Source organism: Rhodococcus sp. 06-221-2 (genome assembly GCF_002258365.1).
Taxonomy (GTDB): domain Bacteria; phylum Actinomycetota; class Actinomycetes; order Mycobacteriales; family Mycobacteriaceae; genus Rhodococcoides; species Rhodococcoides fascians.
This window is the reverse complement of sequence record NZ_NOYJ01000012.1, coordinates 1-18545: the sequence shown is the minus strand read 5'-3', so window position 1 is coordinate 18545 and position 18545 is coordinate 1. Positions and strand designations below refer to the sequence as shown.

The window sequence follows — 18545 nt, the reverse complement described above, 5'->3', positions numbered from 1 at the left end:
CTCGAGCACAATGCGCAAAAGGCTCTTTACGTTGCTTGCGCGGGTAGTGCGCACAACGGCGAACATGTGATGCCGGTTACGTAACTTCAGTCACAACACGTAGTCCAACCGGACCCACCTCACACATTTCGAGAAGGAGTGCACGATGTTGGTGATACTCGGCTTCCTCATGGTAGCCGCCTTCATGTTCTTGATCTTGACCAAGAGAGCCACGCCCGTCGTCGCACTCACCCTCGTCCCTGTCATCTTCGGTCTGCTGGCCGGCGCGGGACTCGGCATCGGTGACATGATCACCGACGGCATCAAGTCCCTGGCCCCCACCGCGGCCCTGCTGTTCTTCGCCATCATCTTCTTCGGAATCATGATCGACGTCGGACTGTTCGACCCACTGGTGCGCGGCATCCTGCGTGTCGTACGCAACGACCCGATGAAACTCGTTGTCGGAACTGCCATTCTGGCCATGGTCGTCTCGCTCGACGGCGACGGCTCGACCACCTTCATCATCGTCACGTCCGCACTGCTGCCGCTCTACCTGAAACTCGGTGTCAGCCCGGTCATTCTGACGGTCGTCGCCGGACTCGCCAACGGCACGATGAACATCATCCCGTGGGGCGGCCCGACGGTTCGCGCTGCATCCGCTCTCGGCATCTCCCCGTCCGACGTCTTCGTGCCCATGGTTCCGTCGATGATCGTCGGCCTGATCATCGTGCTGCTCTTCGCCGTTCACCTGGGGATCATGGAACGCCGACGCATCGGCAAACTGATCTACGAACCCGAACTGGTGGCCTCCGGTGGCGGCGGAAGTATCCGTAAGGGCGGCAACGCAACCGGCGGAACCGGCACCGGCGGATCGAACGACGGCGAATCGGGCCAGTTCTTCGACGGTCTGGACCCCAATCGCGACACGCTGCGCCCGAAGTTGCTCTGGTTCAACGCTGCTCTGACGGTCGTTCTCCTCGTCATCCTGGTCATGGACATTCTTCCCATCCCGGTGCTGTTCATGATCGCTGCCTCGATCGCACTGACGGTCAACTTCCCGAAGGTCAAGGAGCAGGGCGACGCGATCGCTCGGCACTCGTCCTCCATCGTCTCCGTCGTCGCCATGGTGCTCGCCGCAGCAATCCTGACGGGCGTCTTCCAGGGCACCGGCATGGTCGAGGCCATGGCCGAGTGGCTGCTCAACGTCATCCCGCCGGGAATGGGCCCGTACCTGGCCGTCATCACCGGCATCCTGAGCATCCCGCTGACGTTCTTCATGACCAACGACGCGTTCTACTTCGGCATCCTGCCGGTGCTCACCGAGACCGCCGAGAAGTACGGCATCGACCCAGTCGAGATGGCCCGTGCCTCGATCACCGGTCAGCCCGTCCACCTGCAGAGCCCGCTGGTTCCGGCCATCCTGCTCCTGGTGACCCTGGCCGGAGTCTCGCTGGCCGATCACCACAAGAAGGTGTTGTGGCGAGCGGTGGTCGTCTCCCTCGCAATGCTGGCGGTCGGCATCGTCCTCGGTCAGATTCCGTTCGGCTGATCCCTCACCCCCACCTTCCTGAAAGAGACACCGTCATGACTGTTGGCGTACTGCACAACAACTCACCCGAGGGCCGCGCAGCACTCGCGGCCGCCGTTCGAGAAGCTCGGATCAGAGAGACCGATCTGGTCGTCCTGCACGCACTGTCGGGATCGGCCGAGCCGTCCGCCGAGGCAGGCGAAACCGCTGCGGTCTCCACCTCAGTAGAGACCGCCTTGGCCGACATCGACAACGCCGAGGCCGTGGCCTGGACCGTGGCGGTGGGTCGCCCCGATCCCGACGCCGTGAACACTCTGCTGACTCTGGTGGAGGAGCAGAAGTCCGAGATCCTCGTCGTCGGCTCCCGGCACCGCTCGGCAGTCGGCAAGTTCCTGATGGGACAGACGATTCAGCGCCTGCTGCTCGAAATTCCGGTTCCGGTTCTACTGGTCAAGTCCGGAGCGTGATCGTTGCCGACAAGGTGACGACCGTAGTGCGGCACAGCCTCCGATGGATCGGCCTCGCGGCCGTATCCGTCGGGGGCTGGGCCCTTTTCGCGAGTCTGGGCCTCACCGCGCCGTCGCTGTTCGCCGCACTCGTCGTCGCCGTGGTGTTCGCATTGACCGGGTTGGGTCCGGCCGCGGTCCCCCGTCCCGCGTCCATGGCAGCGCAGGGCACGCTGGCGGTGACGATCGGACTCATGCTCGACACCGACACTCTCGCTGCGCTGGGAGAGAACTGGCTTCCCGCGGTCACCGTCGGGTTGGCGACCCTGATCGTCAGTGCCGGCTGCGGCGCCCTGCTGGCACTGCACCGCGACGTCGATCCGGTGACCGGAGCACTGTCTCTGATTGCCGGTGGCGCAACAGGTCTGGTGTCGGTCGCCCGCGAGCTCGGCGGCGACGAGCGCATCGTCGCCGTGGTCCAGTATCTACGCGTGGCGTTGGTGGTCGTCACGATGCCGTTGATCGTCACCTTCGCTTTTCACACCGACACCGGTGGCACGTCCGGTACCGACGAGGCGTCGACGACACCGTGGTACATCGGCACGGCCTTTCTGATCGGTGCCGTCGTCGTCGGAATCCTGCTCGCGAAGACGATCCGACTCCCCGCCCCCGCCACGCTCGGACCGCTGATCGTCGCCGGAGCCTGCGAGCTACTCGGCTGGCCCGTAGACATCTCCGTCCCGGAAGTACTGCTGCCGCTGGCGTTCATCGTCATCGGATGGCAAGCAGGACTTGCCTTCACCGTCGCCAGCCTGCGGGCCATCGGACGCATCTTCCCGTGGGCCGCGCTGCTCGTACTCACGATCGGTCTGATCTGCGCACTCCTGGGCTGGGCACTGTCCGCCGTCACCGGAGTCAGCATGTTGACCGGTTATCTCGCGACGACGCCCGGCGGACTGGCCGCAGTGCTCGCCGTGTCCGCGACGACGGGATCTGACGTCACGTTCGTCGCCTGCGTTCAGGTGATCCGGCTGGTGTCGATGCTCGTGGCCGCGCCCCTCGCTGCTGCCGCGTACACCAAGATCGCCGAACGCAAGAAGGATCGGTCCATGGCCGGGTGAGCGGATCAGTCTGCAGCCCTGGGTAGTTCGACCCGGAACGTGGCACCCGCGCCTGGAGTACTTCGCACGTCCACGGTCCCGTTGTGGGCGGCGACCAGGGCTGCGACTATGGACAGGCCGAGCCCACTGCCCCCGCTCTCACGGGTCCGGGACGAGTCGGTGCGATAGAAGCGCTCGAAGACGTGAGCTGCTTCCTCCTCACCCAGCCCAGGGCCGGTGTCTTGCACCTCGAGCACCACCGACTCCTCGGTGGTGCCCACGCACACCGTGATCGACGCGGACTCGGGCGTGTGCCGCACTGCGTTCCCCACGAGGTTGGCCAACACCTGACGCAGCCGGGCATCGTCGCCGGCGACCTCCGGAATACCTGGTCCTGCCGATACCTTCAACGAGATGTCGCGTGCGGGCGAGACGGCCTTCGCATCGTGCACGGCATCGGCGGCGATGGTGAGCACGTCGACTCGACGTACCTCGAGGGGACGCTGGGCATCGAGTCGCGCGAGCATGAGCAGATCCTCGACGAGCAGTCCCATGCGCGCCGATTCGCCCTCGATCCGCGTCATCAACAATGCGATGTCGCTCATCGCCCCCTGCCGGTACAGCTCGGCGAATCCCCGGATGGTCGTCAGCGGAGTCCGCAGTTCGTGGCTGGCGTCGGCGACGAACCGACGCATCCGATCCTCGGACGCCCGCGCCGCTTCTTCCGAGGCGGCGGTCGCTGCGAACGCCCGCTGTATCTGCGAGAGCATTCCGTTCAACGCCGCCGACAGTCGACCGACTTCCGTTCTCTCACTGCGGTGGGGCACCCGCCGGTGCAGATCGCCTGCGGCAATCGCAGCTGCCGTCGTCTCCACCTCGCGCAACGGCCGCAGACTGCGCCGCACCACGAAGTACGCCACCACACCCAACACCACCAATACCGCTGCTCCGATGTACAACTGGAGCACCATCAGTCGGCTGACGGTCTGCTGATTGGGACCCAGCGGAATTCCCACAGTGGTGGATCCGTCACTGTTGGTCACCGTCAACACGCGCCACTGTTTCCCTGGGTCGCTCTCGGAGCCGACCGTCGTCGGGCGATCGGCGGTGACACCGGACAGATCCGGAACACTTTCTGCCACATCGTTGATGGGTCCCCGTACGGTGCCGTCGTTCGCCACGGACCGGACGTAGAAATTCGACGGCGGGCGACCAGGATTGGGCTCGCCGATGGGTGGAAGTGGGCGGGAGTCCGGTTGCGCCCAACCCCGAGACGCCTCGACCAACTGCTGATCGAGGCGACGCATCAACGACGTCTCCAACGAGGACGTCACCGCGACACCCGATGCCAGCAGTCCGAGCCCGACCAACAGCAGCAGGGCCGCAACCAGAGTGAAGCGCAGCGGGATGTCCCCCAGCCGTGAGCGGAGGCCGGTCACCGCGACTGCCGCATGACGTAGCCGACGCCCCGCAACGTGTGGATCAATCGGGTATCGCCCGTGTCGACCTTACGACGCAGATACGACACGTACGACTCCACCACTCCCACCTCACCGCCGAAGTCGTAGTGCCACACGTGATCCAGAATGCGCGGCTTGCTCAGCACCGTTCCGGCATTGACCATGAAGTACCGCAGCAGCGTGAACTCGGTCGGCGAGAGCGAGACCGGCTCGCCTGCCTTCCACACCTCGTGGGTGTCGTCATCGAGTTCGATGTCCGCGAACGCGACTCGGGACGATTCGGTCTCCTCGGTCCGACCGGACCGGCGCAGAATCACTCGGAGCCGAGCCACCACTTCCTCGAGGCTGAACGGCTTGGTGACGTAGTCGTCCGCGCCGAGCGTCAGACCGGTCACCTTGTCTTCCACGGAATCTCGCGCCGTCAGGAACAACGCCGGAGCATCCACTCCGTCTGCGCGCAGCCTGCGCAGCAGACCGAAGCCGTCCATGCCCGGCATCATGACGTCGAGGATCAGTGCCTCGGGCCGAAAGGTACGCGACTTGTCCAGGGCCTCGGGGCCGGAGGACGCCGTCGCGACCTCGAATCCCTGGAACTTGAGACTGACCGCCAACAGCTCGACGATGGTCGGTTCGTCGTCGACGATCAGTACACGCGCTTCGGGGGTTTCGCTCACGGTGTCCATCATCGCGCGCGTTGCTGCTCGTCCGCTGGACTCTCGCTGTGAGGTTGCTGTGAGCCCCGACAGAGAGGTGCCCCAAGAGAGGGCATGATGGAGCGCGATGCTCCCTGCGAACACCGATCGCCGCACGAGGCGCAGGCCGACGGTCACTTCCATGCACGTATTCGCAACTGTGCTCGTGTTGGGCATCGCGACAGGTCCGTACCTCGCCGAGTGGGTCGCCGCCTCCCCTGCCCTGCGAACCGGAGCCACCGTCTTCACCGGGATCTTCGTGCAGGCGACGCCGTTCCTGGTGCTGGGCGTGCTCGTCAGCGGCGGCATCGCCGCGTTCGTCTCCCCGGCCGTGCTTCGACGTGTGGTCCCGAAGAACGAGCCCGCGGCCGTCGGTGTGAGCGGACTCGCCGGAATGGCATTGCCCGGGTGCGAATGCGGAGCTGTTCCCGTCTCCCGGCGGTTGATGAACCAGGGAATGCCGACGTCGGCGGCTCTGGCATTTCTGCTGTCGGCACCGGCGATCAACCCCGTCGTTCTCGTGTCGACTGCGGTGGCCTTTCCGGGTGAGCCGGCAATGGTTCTCGCCCGGTTCCTCGCCTCGCTCGCCACGGCCGTGGTGATGGGCTGGCTGTGGACGCGGTTCGGCAAGGCCGAGTGGATCACCGCGCGGCTGGCGGATCGTGGTCACGATCACGAAGGCTCGAAGTGGGAGACGTTCCGCGAGTCGGCTCGCGCAGACCTGCTGCAGGCCGGGGCGTTTCTGGTGTTCGGTGCCGCGGCAGCCGCGGCCCTGCACCTGGTGATTCCCGATCGGGTGTACGAGCACCTGGCCGGTCAGCTGCTGCTGGCCATCGTGGTGATGGCCGTTCTGGCGGTTCTGTTGGCGCTGTGTTCGGAGGCCGACGCGTTCGTCGCGGCCAGTATGTCGATGCTGCCGCTGCTCCCGCGCCTGGTCTTCCTGGTGGTCGGCCCGGCCGTCGATCTGAAGTTGATGGCGATGCAGGCAGGCAGCTTCGGGCGCGGTTTCGTCGTCCGCTTCGCACCACTGACCTTCGTCGTGGCGATCGTGTGCGCCTCGGTCGTCGGCGGATTCCTGATCGGCGCGCGATGAAACGCGAGGTGCAGAACGTCCTGCTGTTCCTCTTCGGCGGAGCGATCGTGAAGATCTCGCTCGACGGCAGCTTCGTCCGGTACGTCAAACCGTCACTGCATCCGTATCTGCTGATCGCGGGCGTGCTGATCGTCGTCCTCGCGGCAGCCTCGATCGTCGCCGACATCCGGCGCGGTGGGCCGACGGACGGTCACGATCACGACGCGCGCCCATACTGGCTGTTGCTCGTGCCGATTGCGGTGATCCTCCTCGTCGCCCCACCCGCGCTCGGTGTCTCGGCGGTCGGCGACCGATCCGTGGACGCCGTCTCGACCCACGAGAAGACACCCTTCCCGCCGTTACCCGACGGGCAGGCCCCCGACGTCCCGTTGCTCGACGTCGTGCAGCGGGCCGTCCGAGATTCGGAGGACAGCCTCGACGGCCGGGAGATCAGTGTCACCGGATTCGCCGTGGCGACCGCGAACGGTGGGTCGCCGCGCGTCGACGGCACAACCGACGGCCTCGACCTCGCCCGTGTCCTGATCATCTGCTGCGCGGCCGACGCACGATCCATCCGAATTCATCTGGACTCCAATTCGACTGTGCTCGAAGATGTTCCGGACGGATCCTGGCTGCAGCTCACCGGCACCGTCGACGCATCGACCGCGACCGAAGCCACCGCCTTCACCCCCACGATGACGGTCTCGACGGCCCGGCGCATCGACCCGCCGACGAACACGTACGCGTACTGACACCGGAAAATTCGCGTCCCCGCCGAAGAAAAATTGGTACCGTCGTACAGGTCACTTCCGACAATCGGACGAGGCGCGCCGTACCCGAACAGCGACAAGACGGTGCCGAGAGGTGATTTCTCATGGCATGGCTGATTCTCGTCGTTTCCGGCGTTCTCGAAGCGATCTGGGCGACTGCGCTCGGTAAGTCCGAGGGCTTCTCCAAGCTCGGACCATCGGTAGTTTTCGGTGTCGCGGTGGTGCTCAGCATGATCGGTCTCGCGGTCGCGATGCGGTCGTTGCCCACCGGAACCGCGTATGCGGTGTGGGTGGGAATCGGTGCCACCTTGACCGTGGCGTACGCGATGATCACCGGTGCCGAAGCAGCGTCGTTCCTCAAAGTCGTACTTCTGGTCGGCATCGTCGGCTGCGTTGTGGGACTGAAGGTTCTTCACTGATTTTCCCGGCTACAAGCAGTTACAGTAAAACGATGAACTGGGTGTCAGCGATCACACTGCCCGCACGGGCCGGCTTGGCCATCGCCGAGCAGGCGATCGGCGTCGCAGAGGTCGCATTGGCGACCACCAGGATGGCGTTGGCCACCGGCGCGTCCGGCACGGCCGGTGTGGCGTCGCTCGCCAATCCGCGCGGCGGCACGATGCAGCTGCTCACCCAGCTCGGCCAGCTGACCTCCGACGACCGCGCGTTGGGCAACGCCCTGAAAGAGGGCGGGCCACTCGACCGCCTGCTCGCCCAGGGCGGCGTCGTCGATCGACTCACGTCCGAGGACGGCACGCTCGAGCGTCTGCTGTCTCCGGGTGGGCCGGTCGAACGCATTCTCGCTCCCGGCGGACCGCTGGACCGACTGCTCGCCGAGGACGGACCGCTCGAGCGGTTGCTCGCCGAAGGCGGTCTTCTGGACAGGATCACCGCCACCAACGGCCCCCTCGAGCGCCTGACGGCGAAGGACGGTCCGCTCGAGGTGTTGACGCGTCAGGACGGTCTGATCGAACGGGCCATCGCGGAGAACGGCATCCTCGAGACGATGCTGGCCGAGGACGGTGCCGTCGAGCGTCTGACGGCCAAGGGCGGGCCGCTGGACCAGTTGGTCAAACTCTCCGAGACGCTGACGTCCGTAGCTCCGAACATCGAGCGCATGAGTATCTCGATCGACATCCTGCAGGATTCCGTGGAGATCCTCTCGGCGGCGGTGCATCCGCTCGGCGAGCTGGTCGGCCGGCTGCCGAGCCGCTGGCTCAAGAGCGGTAAGCAGTCGGTGCACGAGCTGCACTGACGGGCCGCAACTTCGGCGCTTTGCCGAGAGTCGTAGGCGACAAATGTTAGCGCTCACACTGCTCACGCGGGGTGCAAAAAGAAATCTTTGACAATGCCGATGTTATCGCTCACACTTTCGTTTTGATGTGATGCGAACCACACGGGACCACCCGACGGCCTCCGCTTCACGGTCTACCTCACAACACAGGGAGAAACGATGAAGTTTCGAAAGCTATCCATGGCTACGGCCGCGGTGGCCCTCACCCTCACGCTCGGTGCGTGCGGATCGAGTACCAAGACCGCAGACGAGGCTCCGGCCGAGGGCGGCAGCACCGCAGGTGCGTTGATCGGCGTCACCATGCCGACGAAGTCCTCCGCCCGTTGGATCGCCGACGGCGACAACCTCAAGAGCGCGTTGGAGGGCCAGGGATACAAGGTCGACCTGCAGTACGCGGAGAACGACATTCCCACCCAGGTCAACCAGATCGAGAATCAGATCACCCAGGGCGCGAAGCTGCTGATCGTGGCCTCGGTGGACGGCACCGCCATCACCACCCAGCTGCAGGAAGCCAAGGACAACGGCATCGGTGTCATCGCCTACGACCGGCTCATCCGCAACTCCCCGGACGTCGACTACTACGCGACGTTCGACAACTACAAGGTCGGCGTCGACCAGGCCACCTCACTGTTGGTCGGCCTCGGGCTGAAGAACGAGGACGGCACCGACAAGGCCGACGCGCCCGCCGGCCCGCTCAACATCGAGGTTTTCGCCGGTTCGCCCGACGACAACAACGCCACCTTCTTCTTCGACGGTGCCATGGAGACCCTGAAGCCGTACCTGGACAAGGGAACTCTGAAGATCGGTAGTGGCGAGTCCGACTTCGGAACCGCTGCCACCCTGCGCTGGGATCCGGCGACGGCACAGAAGCGCATGGAAGACCTGCTGACCAAGACGTACTCCTCGGGCCAGAAGGTTCAGGGCGTGCTCTCCCCGTACGACGGTCTGTCGATCGGAATTCTGTCCGCGCTCAAGAGCAACGGCTACGGAACCGCCGGTCAGCCCTACCCGGTCGTCACCGGACAGGACGCCGAGGTGCCGTCGGTCAAGTCGATCATCGCCGGTGAGCAGTACTCCACGATCTACAAGGACACGCGTCAGCTGGCCGAGGTCACGATCCAGATGGCTCAGGCCATGCTCAACGGTCAGACTCCCGAGACCAACAACACCACCGATTACGACAACGGCGAGAAGGTCGTTCCGGCGTACCTGCTGCAGCCCGAGATCGTCTACAAGGACAACTACGAGAAGCTGCTCGTCGAGGGTGGCTACTACACCGAGGATCAGTTGAAGTGAGTTCGGCGATGACGAGCCCGATTCTGGAGATGCGCGGCATCACCAAAACATTTCCCGGCGTCAAGGCGCTACAGGATGTCACTCTCTCGGTGAATCGCGGCGAGATCCACGCGATCTGCGGCGAGAACGGAGCAGGCAAGTCGACGCTCATGAAGGTGTTGTCGGGTGTGTACGCGCACGACACATTCGACGGCGACATCGTGTTCGACGGTCGAGAGTGCTCGTTCTCCGACATCCGGAGTAGCGAGGCCGAGGGCATCGTCATCATCCATCAGGAACTCGCGTTGAGTCCGCATCTCTCCATTGCCGAGAACATCTTTCTCGGCAACGAGCGGTCCAAGCGCGGGTTCATCGACTGGAACCGAACGAATTCCGAGGCCGCAGCCCTACTGAACCGGGTAGGGCTGCGGGAGAATCCCGTCAACGTCGTGAGCGATCTCGGCGTCGGCAAGCAGCAACTCGTCGAGATCGCCAAGGCACTGTCCAAGGACGTGACCCTGCTCATTCTCGACGAACCCACTGCGGCACTCAACGATTCCGACTCCGCACATCTGCTGGATCTGTTGCGCGGTCTACGGGACGAGGGCATCACGTGCGTGATCATCTCGCACAAGCTCAACGAGATCGCGGCCATTGCCGACCGGACCACGATCATTCGGGACGGCAAGACCATCAAGACGCTGGACATGCGAGACCCGGACGTCACCGAGGATCGCATCATCTCACTGATGGTCGGCCGCGATCTCGAGCACCGGTTTCCGCCCCACGAATCGACTGTGGGAGAGGAAGTTCTGCGCATCGAGGACTGGACCGTGCACAGTCCGACCCAGCAGGGCCGAACCGTCGTCGACAAGGCGAACCTCACGCTGCGGCGCGGTGAGATCGTCGGCCTCGCCGGATTGATGGGTGCCGGCCGTACCGAGTTGGCCATGAGCGTCTTCGGCCGAAGCTACGGGATCGACATCTCGGGACGGCTCTACAAGTACGGCAAGGAAATTCACGTCAAGTCCGTCAACGATGCCATCCATCACGGCATCGCGTACGCCACCGAGGACCGGAAACGGTACGGGCTGAACCTGATCGACGACATCAAGCGCAACATCTCCACCGCGGCGCTGGACAAGTTGGTGACGGGAGGCTTCGTCGACGCCAACCAGGAATACAAGGTCGCCGAGGGCTTCCGCAAGAGCATGAACATCAAGGCACCGAACGTCTCCGCCGTGGTCGGCAAACTCTCCGGCGGCAATCAGCAGAAAGTCGTGCTGAGCAAATGGATTTTCAGCGATCCCGATGTGCTCATCCTCGACGAACCGACGCGAGGAATCGACGTCGGCGCGAAATTCGAAATCTATTCGATCATCAACCAACTCGCCGACGCCGGAAAGGCAGTGCTGGTGATCTCGTCCGAACTTCCGGAACTTCTCGGTCTGTGCGACCGGATCTACGCGCTGTCCGCCGGCCGGATCACCGGTGAGGTCGACCGCGAGGACGCAACCCAGGAATCTCTCATGCATCTCATGACCCGTGGAACAGGAGTACTTCGATGAACCAGCTGTCGACCGTTCGGGGGCTGCTCACGCGAAACCTCCGACAGAGCGGAATCTTCATCGCGTTCGCGCTGATCATCGTGCTCTTCACCGTGCTGACCGGAGGTCAGCTGTTGGTGCCGCAGAACATCAGCAACATGGTGGTGCAGAACTCGTACATTCTCATTCTGGCCATCGGCATGGTCGTCATCATCATCGCCGGCCATATCGACCTGTCCGTCGGATCGGTGGTGGCGGCCACCGGAGCCATCGCCGGTGTCCTCATGGTCCAACAGAACGTGCCGTGGCCACTGGCGGTGCTGATCACGTTGATCGTCGGCGGCCTGATCGGTGCCTGGCAGGGTTATTGGGTCGCGTACTTCGGCATTCCCGCGTTCATCGTCACCCTCGCCGGAATGCTCGTCTTCCGCGCGGTGACTCTCATCGTCCTCGGCAACCAGGGCATCGGGCCGTTCCCCGGACCGGTACGCACACTGTCCAACGGCTTCCTGCCCGGCTTCATGGGCAATGTGGGACTCGGGCCATTGGGTGGGGCGGACATCTTCACGTTGCTCGTCGCGATTCTCGCGGTCGCTGGAATCGTGTTCAGCCAGTGGCGTTCTCGAACGGGCCGGCAGAAGTACGGCCAGACCGTGGACGCGATGCCGCTGTTCCTGATCAAGATGGCGTTCGCCGCCGCTCTCGTGCTTGCGATCGCCGTCCAGTTGGCTCGTTTCAAGAACCTGCCGTACGTGCTGATCCTGCTCGCCGTGTTGGTCATGGGTTACTCGACGTTGGCCGGCAAGACCGTATTCGGTCGGCACGTGTACGCCATCGGCGGCAACATTCACGCCGCGTCCCTGTCCGGTATCAAGGTCAAGCCGGTCACGTTCTGGATCTTCGTCAACATGGGTGTCCTCTCGGCTCTGGCCGGAATCATCTTCGCCGGACGCCTCAACCAGGCCGGTCCTACTGCGGGCAACGGCTTCGAGCTCGACGCCATCGCGGCGGCGTTCATCGGTGGCGCAGCCGTACAGGGCGGCGTCGGCCGCATCGTCGGCGCGCTGACCGGTGGACTCATCATCGCCGTGATCAACAGCGGCATGTCGCTGATCGGATCACCCAGCGAGAGAGTGCAATTGGTGAAGGGTCTGGTGCTGCTCGCCGCCGTGGCGTTCGACATCTGGACCAAGCGTCGTGCGGCGAGCGGTAAGGGCGGCAAGGGAGACAAAGCCGCGTCTCCCACCAGTTACCTGGGCGTACCAGTACCCGCTGAGATGTTCTCCCCCGGCGAGCCCGGAAAGCCGGCACCGCCGACCTCTGCATCGATGACGAAAACGACGTGATCCGGGCGGTGACGCGCCGATCCGGTCCGGGCATGCTGAGATGGTGTTCGACCAGCGAAGGAGGATGCGTGCGATGACGCCGACCCGCGGACCGGCCATGACCGACGTCGCTCGGCTCGCGGGTGTGTCCCACCAGACCGTCTCTCGGGTCATCAACGGCCATCCCAACGTCACCGAGGCGACCAGAACGAGGGTCGAGCAGGCGATCGCGGAGCTCGGCTACCGGCCGAACACCGCAGCTCGCGCTCTGGTCACCGGCCGCAGCAGCACCATCGGGATCGTCGGCACCGGCAACGCTCTGTACGGGCCGGTGTCGACGCTCTACAGCGTCGAACAGGCTGCACGACAGGCCGGATACTCCGTCGTCGTCGGCGTCCCCACCTCGTTCGACGAGGTGGCGATCAGCACCTGCGTGCGCAGGTTGCAGAAGCAGGGCGTCGACGGCGTCGTCGTCATCGCGCCGTTGAGCACCGACGGCGGCGACATCGCCGAGTTGGCCGCCGAACTGCCACTGGTGGCCGTCGAAGGATCGCCGGAAGGCGATCTGGCGGTTGTCTCGGTCGATCAGGTCGCCGGCGCGCAATCCGCCACCACACATCTGCTCTCACTCGGTCACCGCGCCGTCTGGCACGTCGCAGGCCCCTCGGGGTGGTACGAGGCGGCCGATCGCGTCATCGGGTGGCGCTCGGCCCACGAGCAGGCCGGTGTCGAACCGCCACTCGTTCTCGCCGGCGACTGGACCGCGAAGTCCGGCTTCGAGGCCGGCTGCCGATTGGCCGAGAACCCGGATGTCACAGCGGTGTTCGCCGGAAACGATGCGATGGCTCTCGGGGTGTTGCGCGCCCTCGAAGTGCACGGCCGAAAAGTTCCGACGGACGTCAGCGTGGTCGGTTTCGACGACGTTCCCGACGCGGAGTTCTTCTCCCCTCCCCTGACGACGATCCGTCAGGAATTCAGCGAGGTCGGCATCCGCAGTGTCGAAATACTGTTGGCCCAAATCGATTCCGGCAACCGCAGCACCCGGCGCTCGCGCATCGAGCCGAGCCTGGTGATCCGGTCCAGCACTGCCGAGGCCCGTGACGCTCACATCCGTAGCTGAATCTCCACCAACAACCGCGCGTCCGGATCCGACAGATCCAACTCCAGAATCTGCTCGACGCGTCGGATGCGGTAACGCACCGTGTTCGGGTGGATGTGCAGCCTCTCCGCTGCGGCACGCACGTCACCGAAGCAGGCCAGGTACGTCTCGAGACTCTCTCGCATCGCGCCGTCGTGGGTGGCGTCGTACCGATCCAGCGCCGCGATCCGCGGGTCCCGTAACTGCTCGTGATTCGAGATGATGTCGACGATCTCGCCCAGCAGCACAGACGTTCTCGACTCTGCGAGTGTGGTGACCCGAACGTCGCCGGTGGTCGCGTCCAATACTCGGTCGACCTCGAACCGGGCTGCGGCCACCCCGTCGAGATCGGCGATCGGCGCGGCCACCGCAGCGCGCAAGCACAGTCCGGTTCGAGTCTCGATGCGCGACACGGCATCTGCGGTCCACACCGGAATCGCCGTCCCCGACGCAGCTCCGGAGAACAGTACGTAGATTCTCTCGCCGATGACGGTCACCAGCGAGTCTCGCCTGAATGCGCTGGCGTGCAACCGGATCGACGGAGCCAGACCAGTGATGTCGAATTCACCACAGGCGGCGAATCCGACGACCGCGGCCGTTCCCGTGGTCGGAATCGACAGCGCCGCGGCCAGCGACGGAATGTCCACGCCGCCACCCCGCGCGCCGAGCAGTCGCTGAATCTGCAGCGCCTCGTTGGTCGGGGCGTTCGCGATGCGGGTGATCAGCCGGGCGGCGACCGCCGACGCTCCGCGCAACACCGCATCGGCGTCCACCGACAGCGGACGCGCGCCCTCCTGAACCCAGATCGTTCCCAGAGTCGTTGCTGCGCCACTGATTCGACGTATCCCGACGGCAAGGCGTCGACGAATACCGAGTTCGGCATCGGCTGGCACGTCGATGACGTCGTCGGTACGGCGGAGTCGATCGAACACCCCACGCTCGTGCAGACGACGAAGGTAGTCGGCCGGTCCCTCTCGCCCCAGGATCGACAGGGTCCGCAACTCGTCGGCCGAGTCGTCCGATGCCGAGTACGCCAATACGTGCGAGCGCTCGTCCTCGATGCTCACCATGCCCTTGGTCAAGGACGCAACCGTCTGCGCCAATTCGTACAGATCGGTGTCCGCTCCGAACAGCCCGTCGTCCGAGGCCGGTGAGCGGGACTGATCGAGGACCCCGCGCATCGTCGACAGCAGCAGTTCCCAGCGGGTCTGGTGGTGTACCGCGACCAAGGCGATTCCGGTCTCTCGGGCGGCGTGGGCCAACGCGGTCGAGTCGGCCACCTTGGTCAGCACCGCAAGGGGCCTGTCGACCACCGGACGCAACGCCAGATCGTCGAACCACCGCAGCGCATCGGTCTCGGTGACGCCGACCAGCAGGGTCAGATCGGCAGCCGTTCCCGGTGGTCGACGAAGGTCGTCGCCGTCGAGCAGGGCCACGGACTCGACGGCGATCCCGGTTCCCGCCGGCGCGACCACGAGCTCGACCACGGCGCTGTGCAGCGACGTCAGCAGAGACCGCAGCGTCACAGTATTGGCCATGCGGACAAGTACACCACGAATTCTTTGGCCGATGAGCTGATTGAACGGGACGTCGAGGCGACTTCAATGAGCAGCACACACCCGAGTGCGAGGAGTCACCATGGACGCGGTCACATCAGTTCCCACCCCGGTCAACGAGCCGGTCAACACCTATGCCCCAGGAAGCGCCGAGCGCGCCAGGCTGCGCATCCGCTTGGACGAACTACGTGCGAACCCCGTCCGCATCCATCAGGTGATCGGCGGTGTCCACCGCGACGCCGCCGGCACCGATACCGATGTGGTCGAACCCCATAGGCACGCCTCGGTCATCGGTAGCTTCGCCGAGGCAACGCACCGGGACGTGCAGGACGCGATCTCCGCAGCGACCGCAGCTGCACCGGCCTGGCGCGATCTTCCGTTCGACGAGCGAGCTGCAGTGTTCCTGCGCGCGGCCGATCTGCTGTCGGGTCCGTGGCGCGAAAGGATTGCTGCCGCAACGATGCTCGGGCAGTCCAAGTCGGCCTACCAGGCCGAGATCGACGCACCGTGCGAGCTGATCGATTTCTGGCGGTTCAATGTCGCGTTCGCACGACAGATCCTCGCCGATCAGCCGGTGTCGGCCCCGGGCGTGTGGAATCGCGTCGAGTACCGCCCGCTCGAGGGTTTCGTCTACGCGATCACACCGTTCAACTTCACCGCCATCGCCGGTAACCTCCCCACAGCGCCCGCACTGATGGGCAACACGGTGTTGTGGAAGCCGTCGCCTACCCAGGCAGTCGCCGCGTACCTGACGCTGCAGTTGCTCGAGGCGGCAGGTCTGCCGCCGGGAGTGATCAACCTCGTCCTCGGCGACGGTCCGATGGTCTCCGAAGTAGCCCTGGCCGATCCACGCCTGGCGGGCATCCACTTCACCGGATCCACTGCGACCTTCCAGACGCTGTGGCGCGAGGTCGGCAACAACATCTCGAACTACCACTCCTACCCGCGGCTCGTCGGCGAGACCGGCGGCAAGGATTTCGTCGTCGCGCACAGCTCGGCCGATCCGGACGTGTTGACCACGGCCATGATTCGCGGTGCCTTCGACTTCCAGGGTCAGAAGTGCTCGGCCGCTTCGCGGGCATTCGTGCCGAAGTCGCTGTGGGCTCGCATGGGTGAGACCTTCATCGAGCAGGTGTCGGCCCTGAAGTACGGCGATGTGACCGACCTGTCGAACTACGGCGGTGCCGTCATCGACCGAAAGGCGTTCGACCGCAACGCAGCTGCGCTCGACCGCGCGAAATCCGTGACCGGTCTGACCATCGCCGCCGGTGGAACGTGCGACGACACGGAAGGGTACTTCGTCTCTCCCACAGTTCTTCTCGGCGACGACCCCACCGACGAAGCGTTCACCACCGAGTACTTCGGCCCCATTCTGGCCGTGCACGTCTACGACGACAACCGGCCCGACGCCTATGCCGACGTACTGCGCACCGTCGACACCGGATCGAAGTACGCACTGACCGGTGCCGTCATCGCCACCGATCGCACGGCCGTCGAGCAGGCCCATTCGGCACTGCGATTCGCCGCCGGAAACTTCTACGTCAACGACAAGCCCACCGGCGCGGTCGTCGGTCAGCAACCGTTCGGCGGAGCGCGTGCGTCGGGTACCAACGACAAGGCCGGCTCACCGCAGAACCTGTTGCGCTGGGCATCGGCACGCACGGTCAAGGAAACGTTCGTCCCGCCGACCGCACACGGCTACCCCCATCAGGAAGGCGAGGGCACACGATGACCACAGTGCTGAGCAACCCACTGCGGCCGGCTCTGCTGGCGGCCGCACGCTCACCGAAATTGCAGGCCACCGTGACGCGGCTGCGTGCCACCCGATCGCTCGTCGACCGCTTCGTCGCCGGTGAATCGGAGCCCGCCGTGGTCACCGCCGTCGATGCCCTGCTGGCGTCGGGACGATTCGTCTCGGTGGACTATCTGGGCGAGGACACCACCGACCGCGCGCAGGCGACAGCCACCGTTCAGTCGTACCTGTCACTGATACAACGCTTTTCGACGCGTAGTACCGCCGAGACCGCGCTCGAGGTATCGCTCAAACTCTCGGCCCTCGGTCAGGGAATCGACCGGACGCTGGCGCTCGAGAACGCGCGCGAAATCTGTACCGCGGCAACAGCGGCGGGAGTGTGGGTGACCGTCGACGCCGAGGACCACACCACCACCGACTCGACCCTGTCCATCGTGCGCGAACTGCGGCAGGACTTTCCCGATCTCGGCACGGTGCTGCAGGCGTACCTGAAACGAACCGAGGCCGACTGCCGAGAACTGTCCGGACCGAGATCTCGCATCCGACTGTGCAAGGGCGCGTACAACGAGCCCGCGTCGGTGGCGTTCCAGAGTGCACGGGACGTTTCGGACTCCTACCTACGGTGCCTGGAAGTGCTGATGAACGGCAGCGGCTACCCCATGGTCGCCTCCCACGATCCCGAGATGATCGAGGCGGCGGAGCGGCTCGCCGCGAACGCCGGACGGTCCGCAGCCGACTTCGAGTTCCAGATGTTGTTCGGAATCCGCGACCAGGAACAACGACGACTGGTCGACGCCGGCCAGCACGTGCGTGTCTACGTGCCCTACGGAGAGCAGTGGTACGGCTACTTCATGCGCAGACTCGCAGAGCGGCCGGCCAACCTCATGTTCTTCGCGCGGTCGCTGCTCTCTCGCAACTGACTTCACTCGGATCGACGAACGTGTGTTCGAAAGTGTGTCGGTGGGTCGCGGTAGATTCTGTTCATGCTTTCGGGGGACGGCGGATCAGGGGTGGACGGCATCGAAACGGTGCCGCCTGCCCCCGTCGTGTCCGACCCTGTCTTGGCGGGGTTGGTCGAGGCGGTGGAGTCGGCGGTCGCCGAGTTGGCGGGGCAAGGGTCGGTGGCGTGGTCGAATGCCGACCGGCGTGCGGTGATCCAACGCATGGAAACTGTGTCGCGGTCTGTGACGGCGTACTCGCACACCTGGCTCAACGAACTGATCGCACAACACGGCCTCGACGTCTATCCGGGGTCGGTGCCGTGCGCGGTGGCATGGATGCTGCGAATCACCCCACGAACAGCCGGTGCGCGAGTACGTCTGGCCGCCGAATTGGGTGACCGCACCGCACTGTCCGGCGAACCGCTACCGCCTTTGCTGCCGCACACCGCTGCAGCGGTGCGGGCAGGGTTGCTCGATGCCCAGCACGTGCAGATGATCCGCGAATTCTTCCGACACCTACCGGCGAGTGTGGATCCGCAGACCCGCGATCGCGCCGAACAGCAGTTGGTGGGTCTCGCCTCGACGAGGCGGCCCGACGACTTCGCGCCACTGGTGGCGCACCTGGACTCGATCCTCGACCCCGACGGCGACTTCGACGAGAACGAAGAC

At 65.0% G+C, this 18545-nt stretch carries 17 protein-coding genes and 1 riboswitch; of the genes, 14 read left to right on the top strand and 3 right to left on the bottom strand.

Translation table 11 applies throughout. The features are described 5' to 3' along the window. Positions 1-145 precede the first annotated feature (145 nt). Genes CH281_RS06615 through CH281_RS06605 form a run of 3 tightly spaced genes read left to right on the top strand, consistent with a single transcriptional unit; the run spans position 146 to position 3074 of the window. On the top strand, positions 146-1528 hold the full coding sequence (locus CH281_RS06615; protein ID WP_094693523.1) for a CitMHS family transporter: 1383 nt from the start codon (positions 146-148) through the stop codon (positions 1526-1528). 35 nt (positions 1529-1563) lie between these two features. Further along, a complete protein-coding gene (locus CH281_RS06610) occupies positions 1564-1974 on the top strand; it encodes a universal stress protein (RefSeq protein ID WP_027495792.1) in 411 nt (136 codons plus the stop codon). Then, the gene (locus tag CH281_RS06605; RefSeq protein ID WP_094693521.1) at positions 1971-3074 is read left to right on the top strand and encodes an AbrB family transcriptional regulator; all 1104 of its coding nucleotides are present in this window, start codon (positions 1971-1973) and stop codon (positions 3072-3074) included. Before CH281_RS06610 ends, CH281_RS06605 begins: the two co-directional genes overlap by 4 nt. A 5-nt stretch (positions 3075-3079) precedes the next feature. Here the strand turns inward: CH281_RS06605 and CH281_RS06600 are convergent, their stop codons facing one another. Together CH281_RS06600 and CH281_RS06595 are read right to left on the bottom strand one after the other, a co-directional pair. Continuing rightward, positions 3080-4462 (bottom strand): HAMP domain-containing sensor histidine kinase, encoded by a 1383-nt coding sequence (locus CH281_RS06600; protein WP_027495790.1) that lies wholly within the window; start codon positions 4460-4462, stop codon positions 3080-3082. A 26-nt stretch (positions 4463-4488) separates the two neighbouring features. After that, complete coding sequence (locus CH281_RS06595) at positions 4489-5196, bottom strand: response regulator transcription factor (RefSeq protein WP_256983393.1); 708 nt, start codon at positions 5194-5196, stop codon at positions 4489-4491. Positions 5197-5293: 97 nt separating this feature from the next. Between CH281_RS06595 and CH281_RS06590 the strand changes: the two genes are divergently transcribed. The 8 genes from CH281_RS06590 to CH281_RS06555 all read left to right on the top strand — a co-directional run bounded on the left by CH281_RS06590 (position 5294) and on the right by CH281_RS06555 (position 13608). After that, a complete protein-coding gene (locus CH281_RS06590; RefSeq protein ID WP_094693517.1) occupies positions 5294-6298 on the top strand; it encodes a permease in 1005 nt (334 codons plus the stop codon). Next, positions 6295-7029 (top strand): TIGR03943 family putative permease subunit, encoded by a 735-nt coding sequence (locus CH281_RS06585; RefSeq protein ID WP_032367519.1) that lies wholly within the window; start codon positions 6295-6297, stop codon positions 7027-7029. The genes CH281_RS06590 and CH281_RS06585 overlap by 4 nt, the downstream gene beginning before the upstream one ends. A 45-nt stretch (positions 7030-7074) precedes the next feature. Then, a riboswitch (guanidine-III (ykkC-III) riboswitch) is annotated at positions 7075-7138 on the top strand. Positions 7139-7151: 13 nt separating this feature from the next. Further along, the gene (locus CH281_RS06580) at positions 7152-7466 is read left to right on the top strand and encodes a DMT family transporter (RefSeq protein ID WP_027495786.1); all 315 of its coding nucleotides are present in this window, start codon (positions 7152-7154) and stop codon (positions 7464-7466) included. 32 nt (positions 7467-7498) lie between these two features. After that, complete coding sequence (locus tag CH281_RS06575; protein WP_027495785.1) at positions 7499-8302, top strand: hypothetical protein; 804 nt, start codon at positions 7499-7501, stop codon at positions 8300-8302. Positions 8303-8500: 198 nt separating this feature from the next. Then, complete coding sequence (gene chvE, locus CH281_RS06570; RefSeq protein WP_027495784.1) at positions 8501-9637, top strand: multiple monosaccharide ABC transporter substrate-binding protein; 1137 nt, start codon at positions 8501-8503, stop codon at positions 9635-9637. An 8-nt stretch (positions 9638-9645) separates the two neighbouring features. Next, positions 9646-11184 carry a multiple monosaccharide ABC transporter ATP-binding protein gene (gene mmsA / locus CH281_RS06565; protein WP_032367932.1) on the top strand — a complete coding sequence of 513 codons (1539 nt, stop codon included), beginning with the start codon at positions 9646-9648 and terminating at the stop codon, positions 11182-11184. Continuing rightward, positions 11181-12509, top strand: coding sequence for a multiple monosaccharide ABC transporter permease (gene mmsB, locus CH281_RS06560; protein WP_027495782.1), 1329 nt, complete (start codon positions 11181-11183; stop codon positions 12507-12509). The genes mmsA and mmsB overlap by 4 nt, the downstream gene beginning before the upstream one ends. 73 nt (positions 12510-12582) lie before the next feature. After that, positions 12583-13608 (top strand): LacI family DNA-binding transcriptional regulator, encoded by a 1026-nt coding sequence (locus CH281_RS06555; RefSeq protein ID WP_032367931.1) that lies wholly within the window; start codon positions 12583-12585, stop codon positions 13606-13608. Here CH281_RS06555 and CH281_RS06550 read toward each other — a convergent pair. Continuing rightward, positions 13593-15164: a PucR family transcriptional regulator gene (locus CH281_RS06550; protein ID WP_094693515.1), complete on the bottom strand. Its 1572-nt coding sequence runs from the start codon at positions 15162-15164 to the stop codon at positions 13593-13595. The genes CH281_RS06555 and CH281_RS06550 overlap by 16 nt on opposite strands. A 100-nt stretch (positions 15165-15264) precedes the next feature. On the opposite strand from CH281_RS06550, the gene pruA reads away from it, so the two are divergent. From pruA to CH281_RS06535, 3 genes are all read left to right on the top strand, one after another. After that, positions 15265-16914 (top strand): L-glutamate gamma-semialdehyde dehydrogenase, encoded by a 1650-nt coding sequence (gene pruA, locus CH281_RS06545; protein WP_027495779.1) that lies wholly within the window; start codon positions 15265-15267, stop codon positions 16912-16914. Then, on the top strand, positions 16911-17855 hold the full coding sequence (locus tag CH281_RS06540) for a proline dehydrogenase family protein (RefSeq protein ID WP_032367516.1): 945 nt from the start codon (positions 16911-16913) through the stop codon (positions 17853-17855). The genes pruA and CH281_RS06540 overlap by 4 nt, the downstream gene beginning before the upstream one ends. 63 nt (positions 17856-17918) lie before the next feature. Beyond that, positions 17919-18545, top strand: a 627-nt coding sequence (locus tag CH281_RS06535) for a DUF222 domain-containing protein (protein ID WP_143544769.1), incomplete at its 3' end; no start/stop codon positions are given.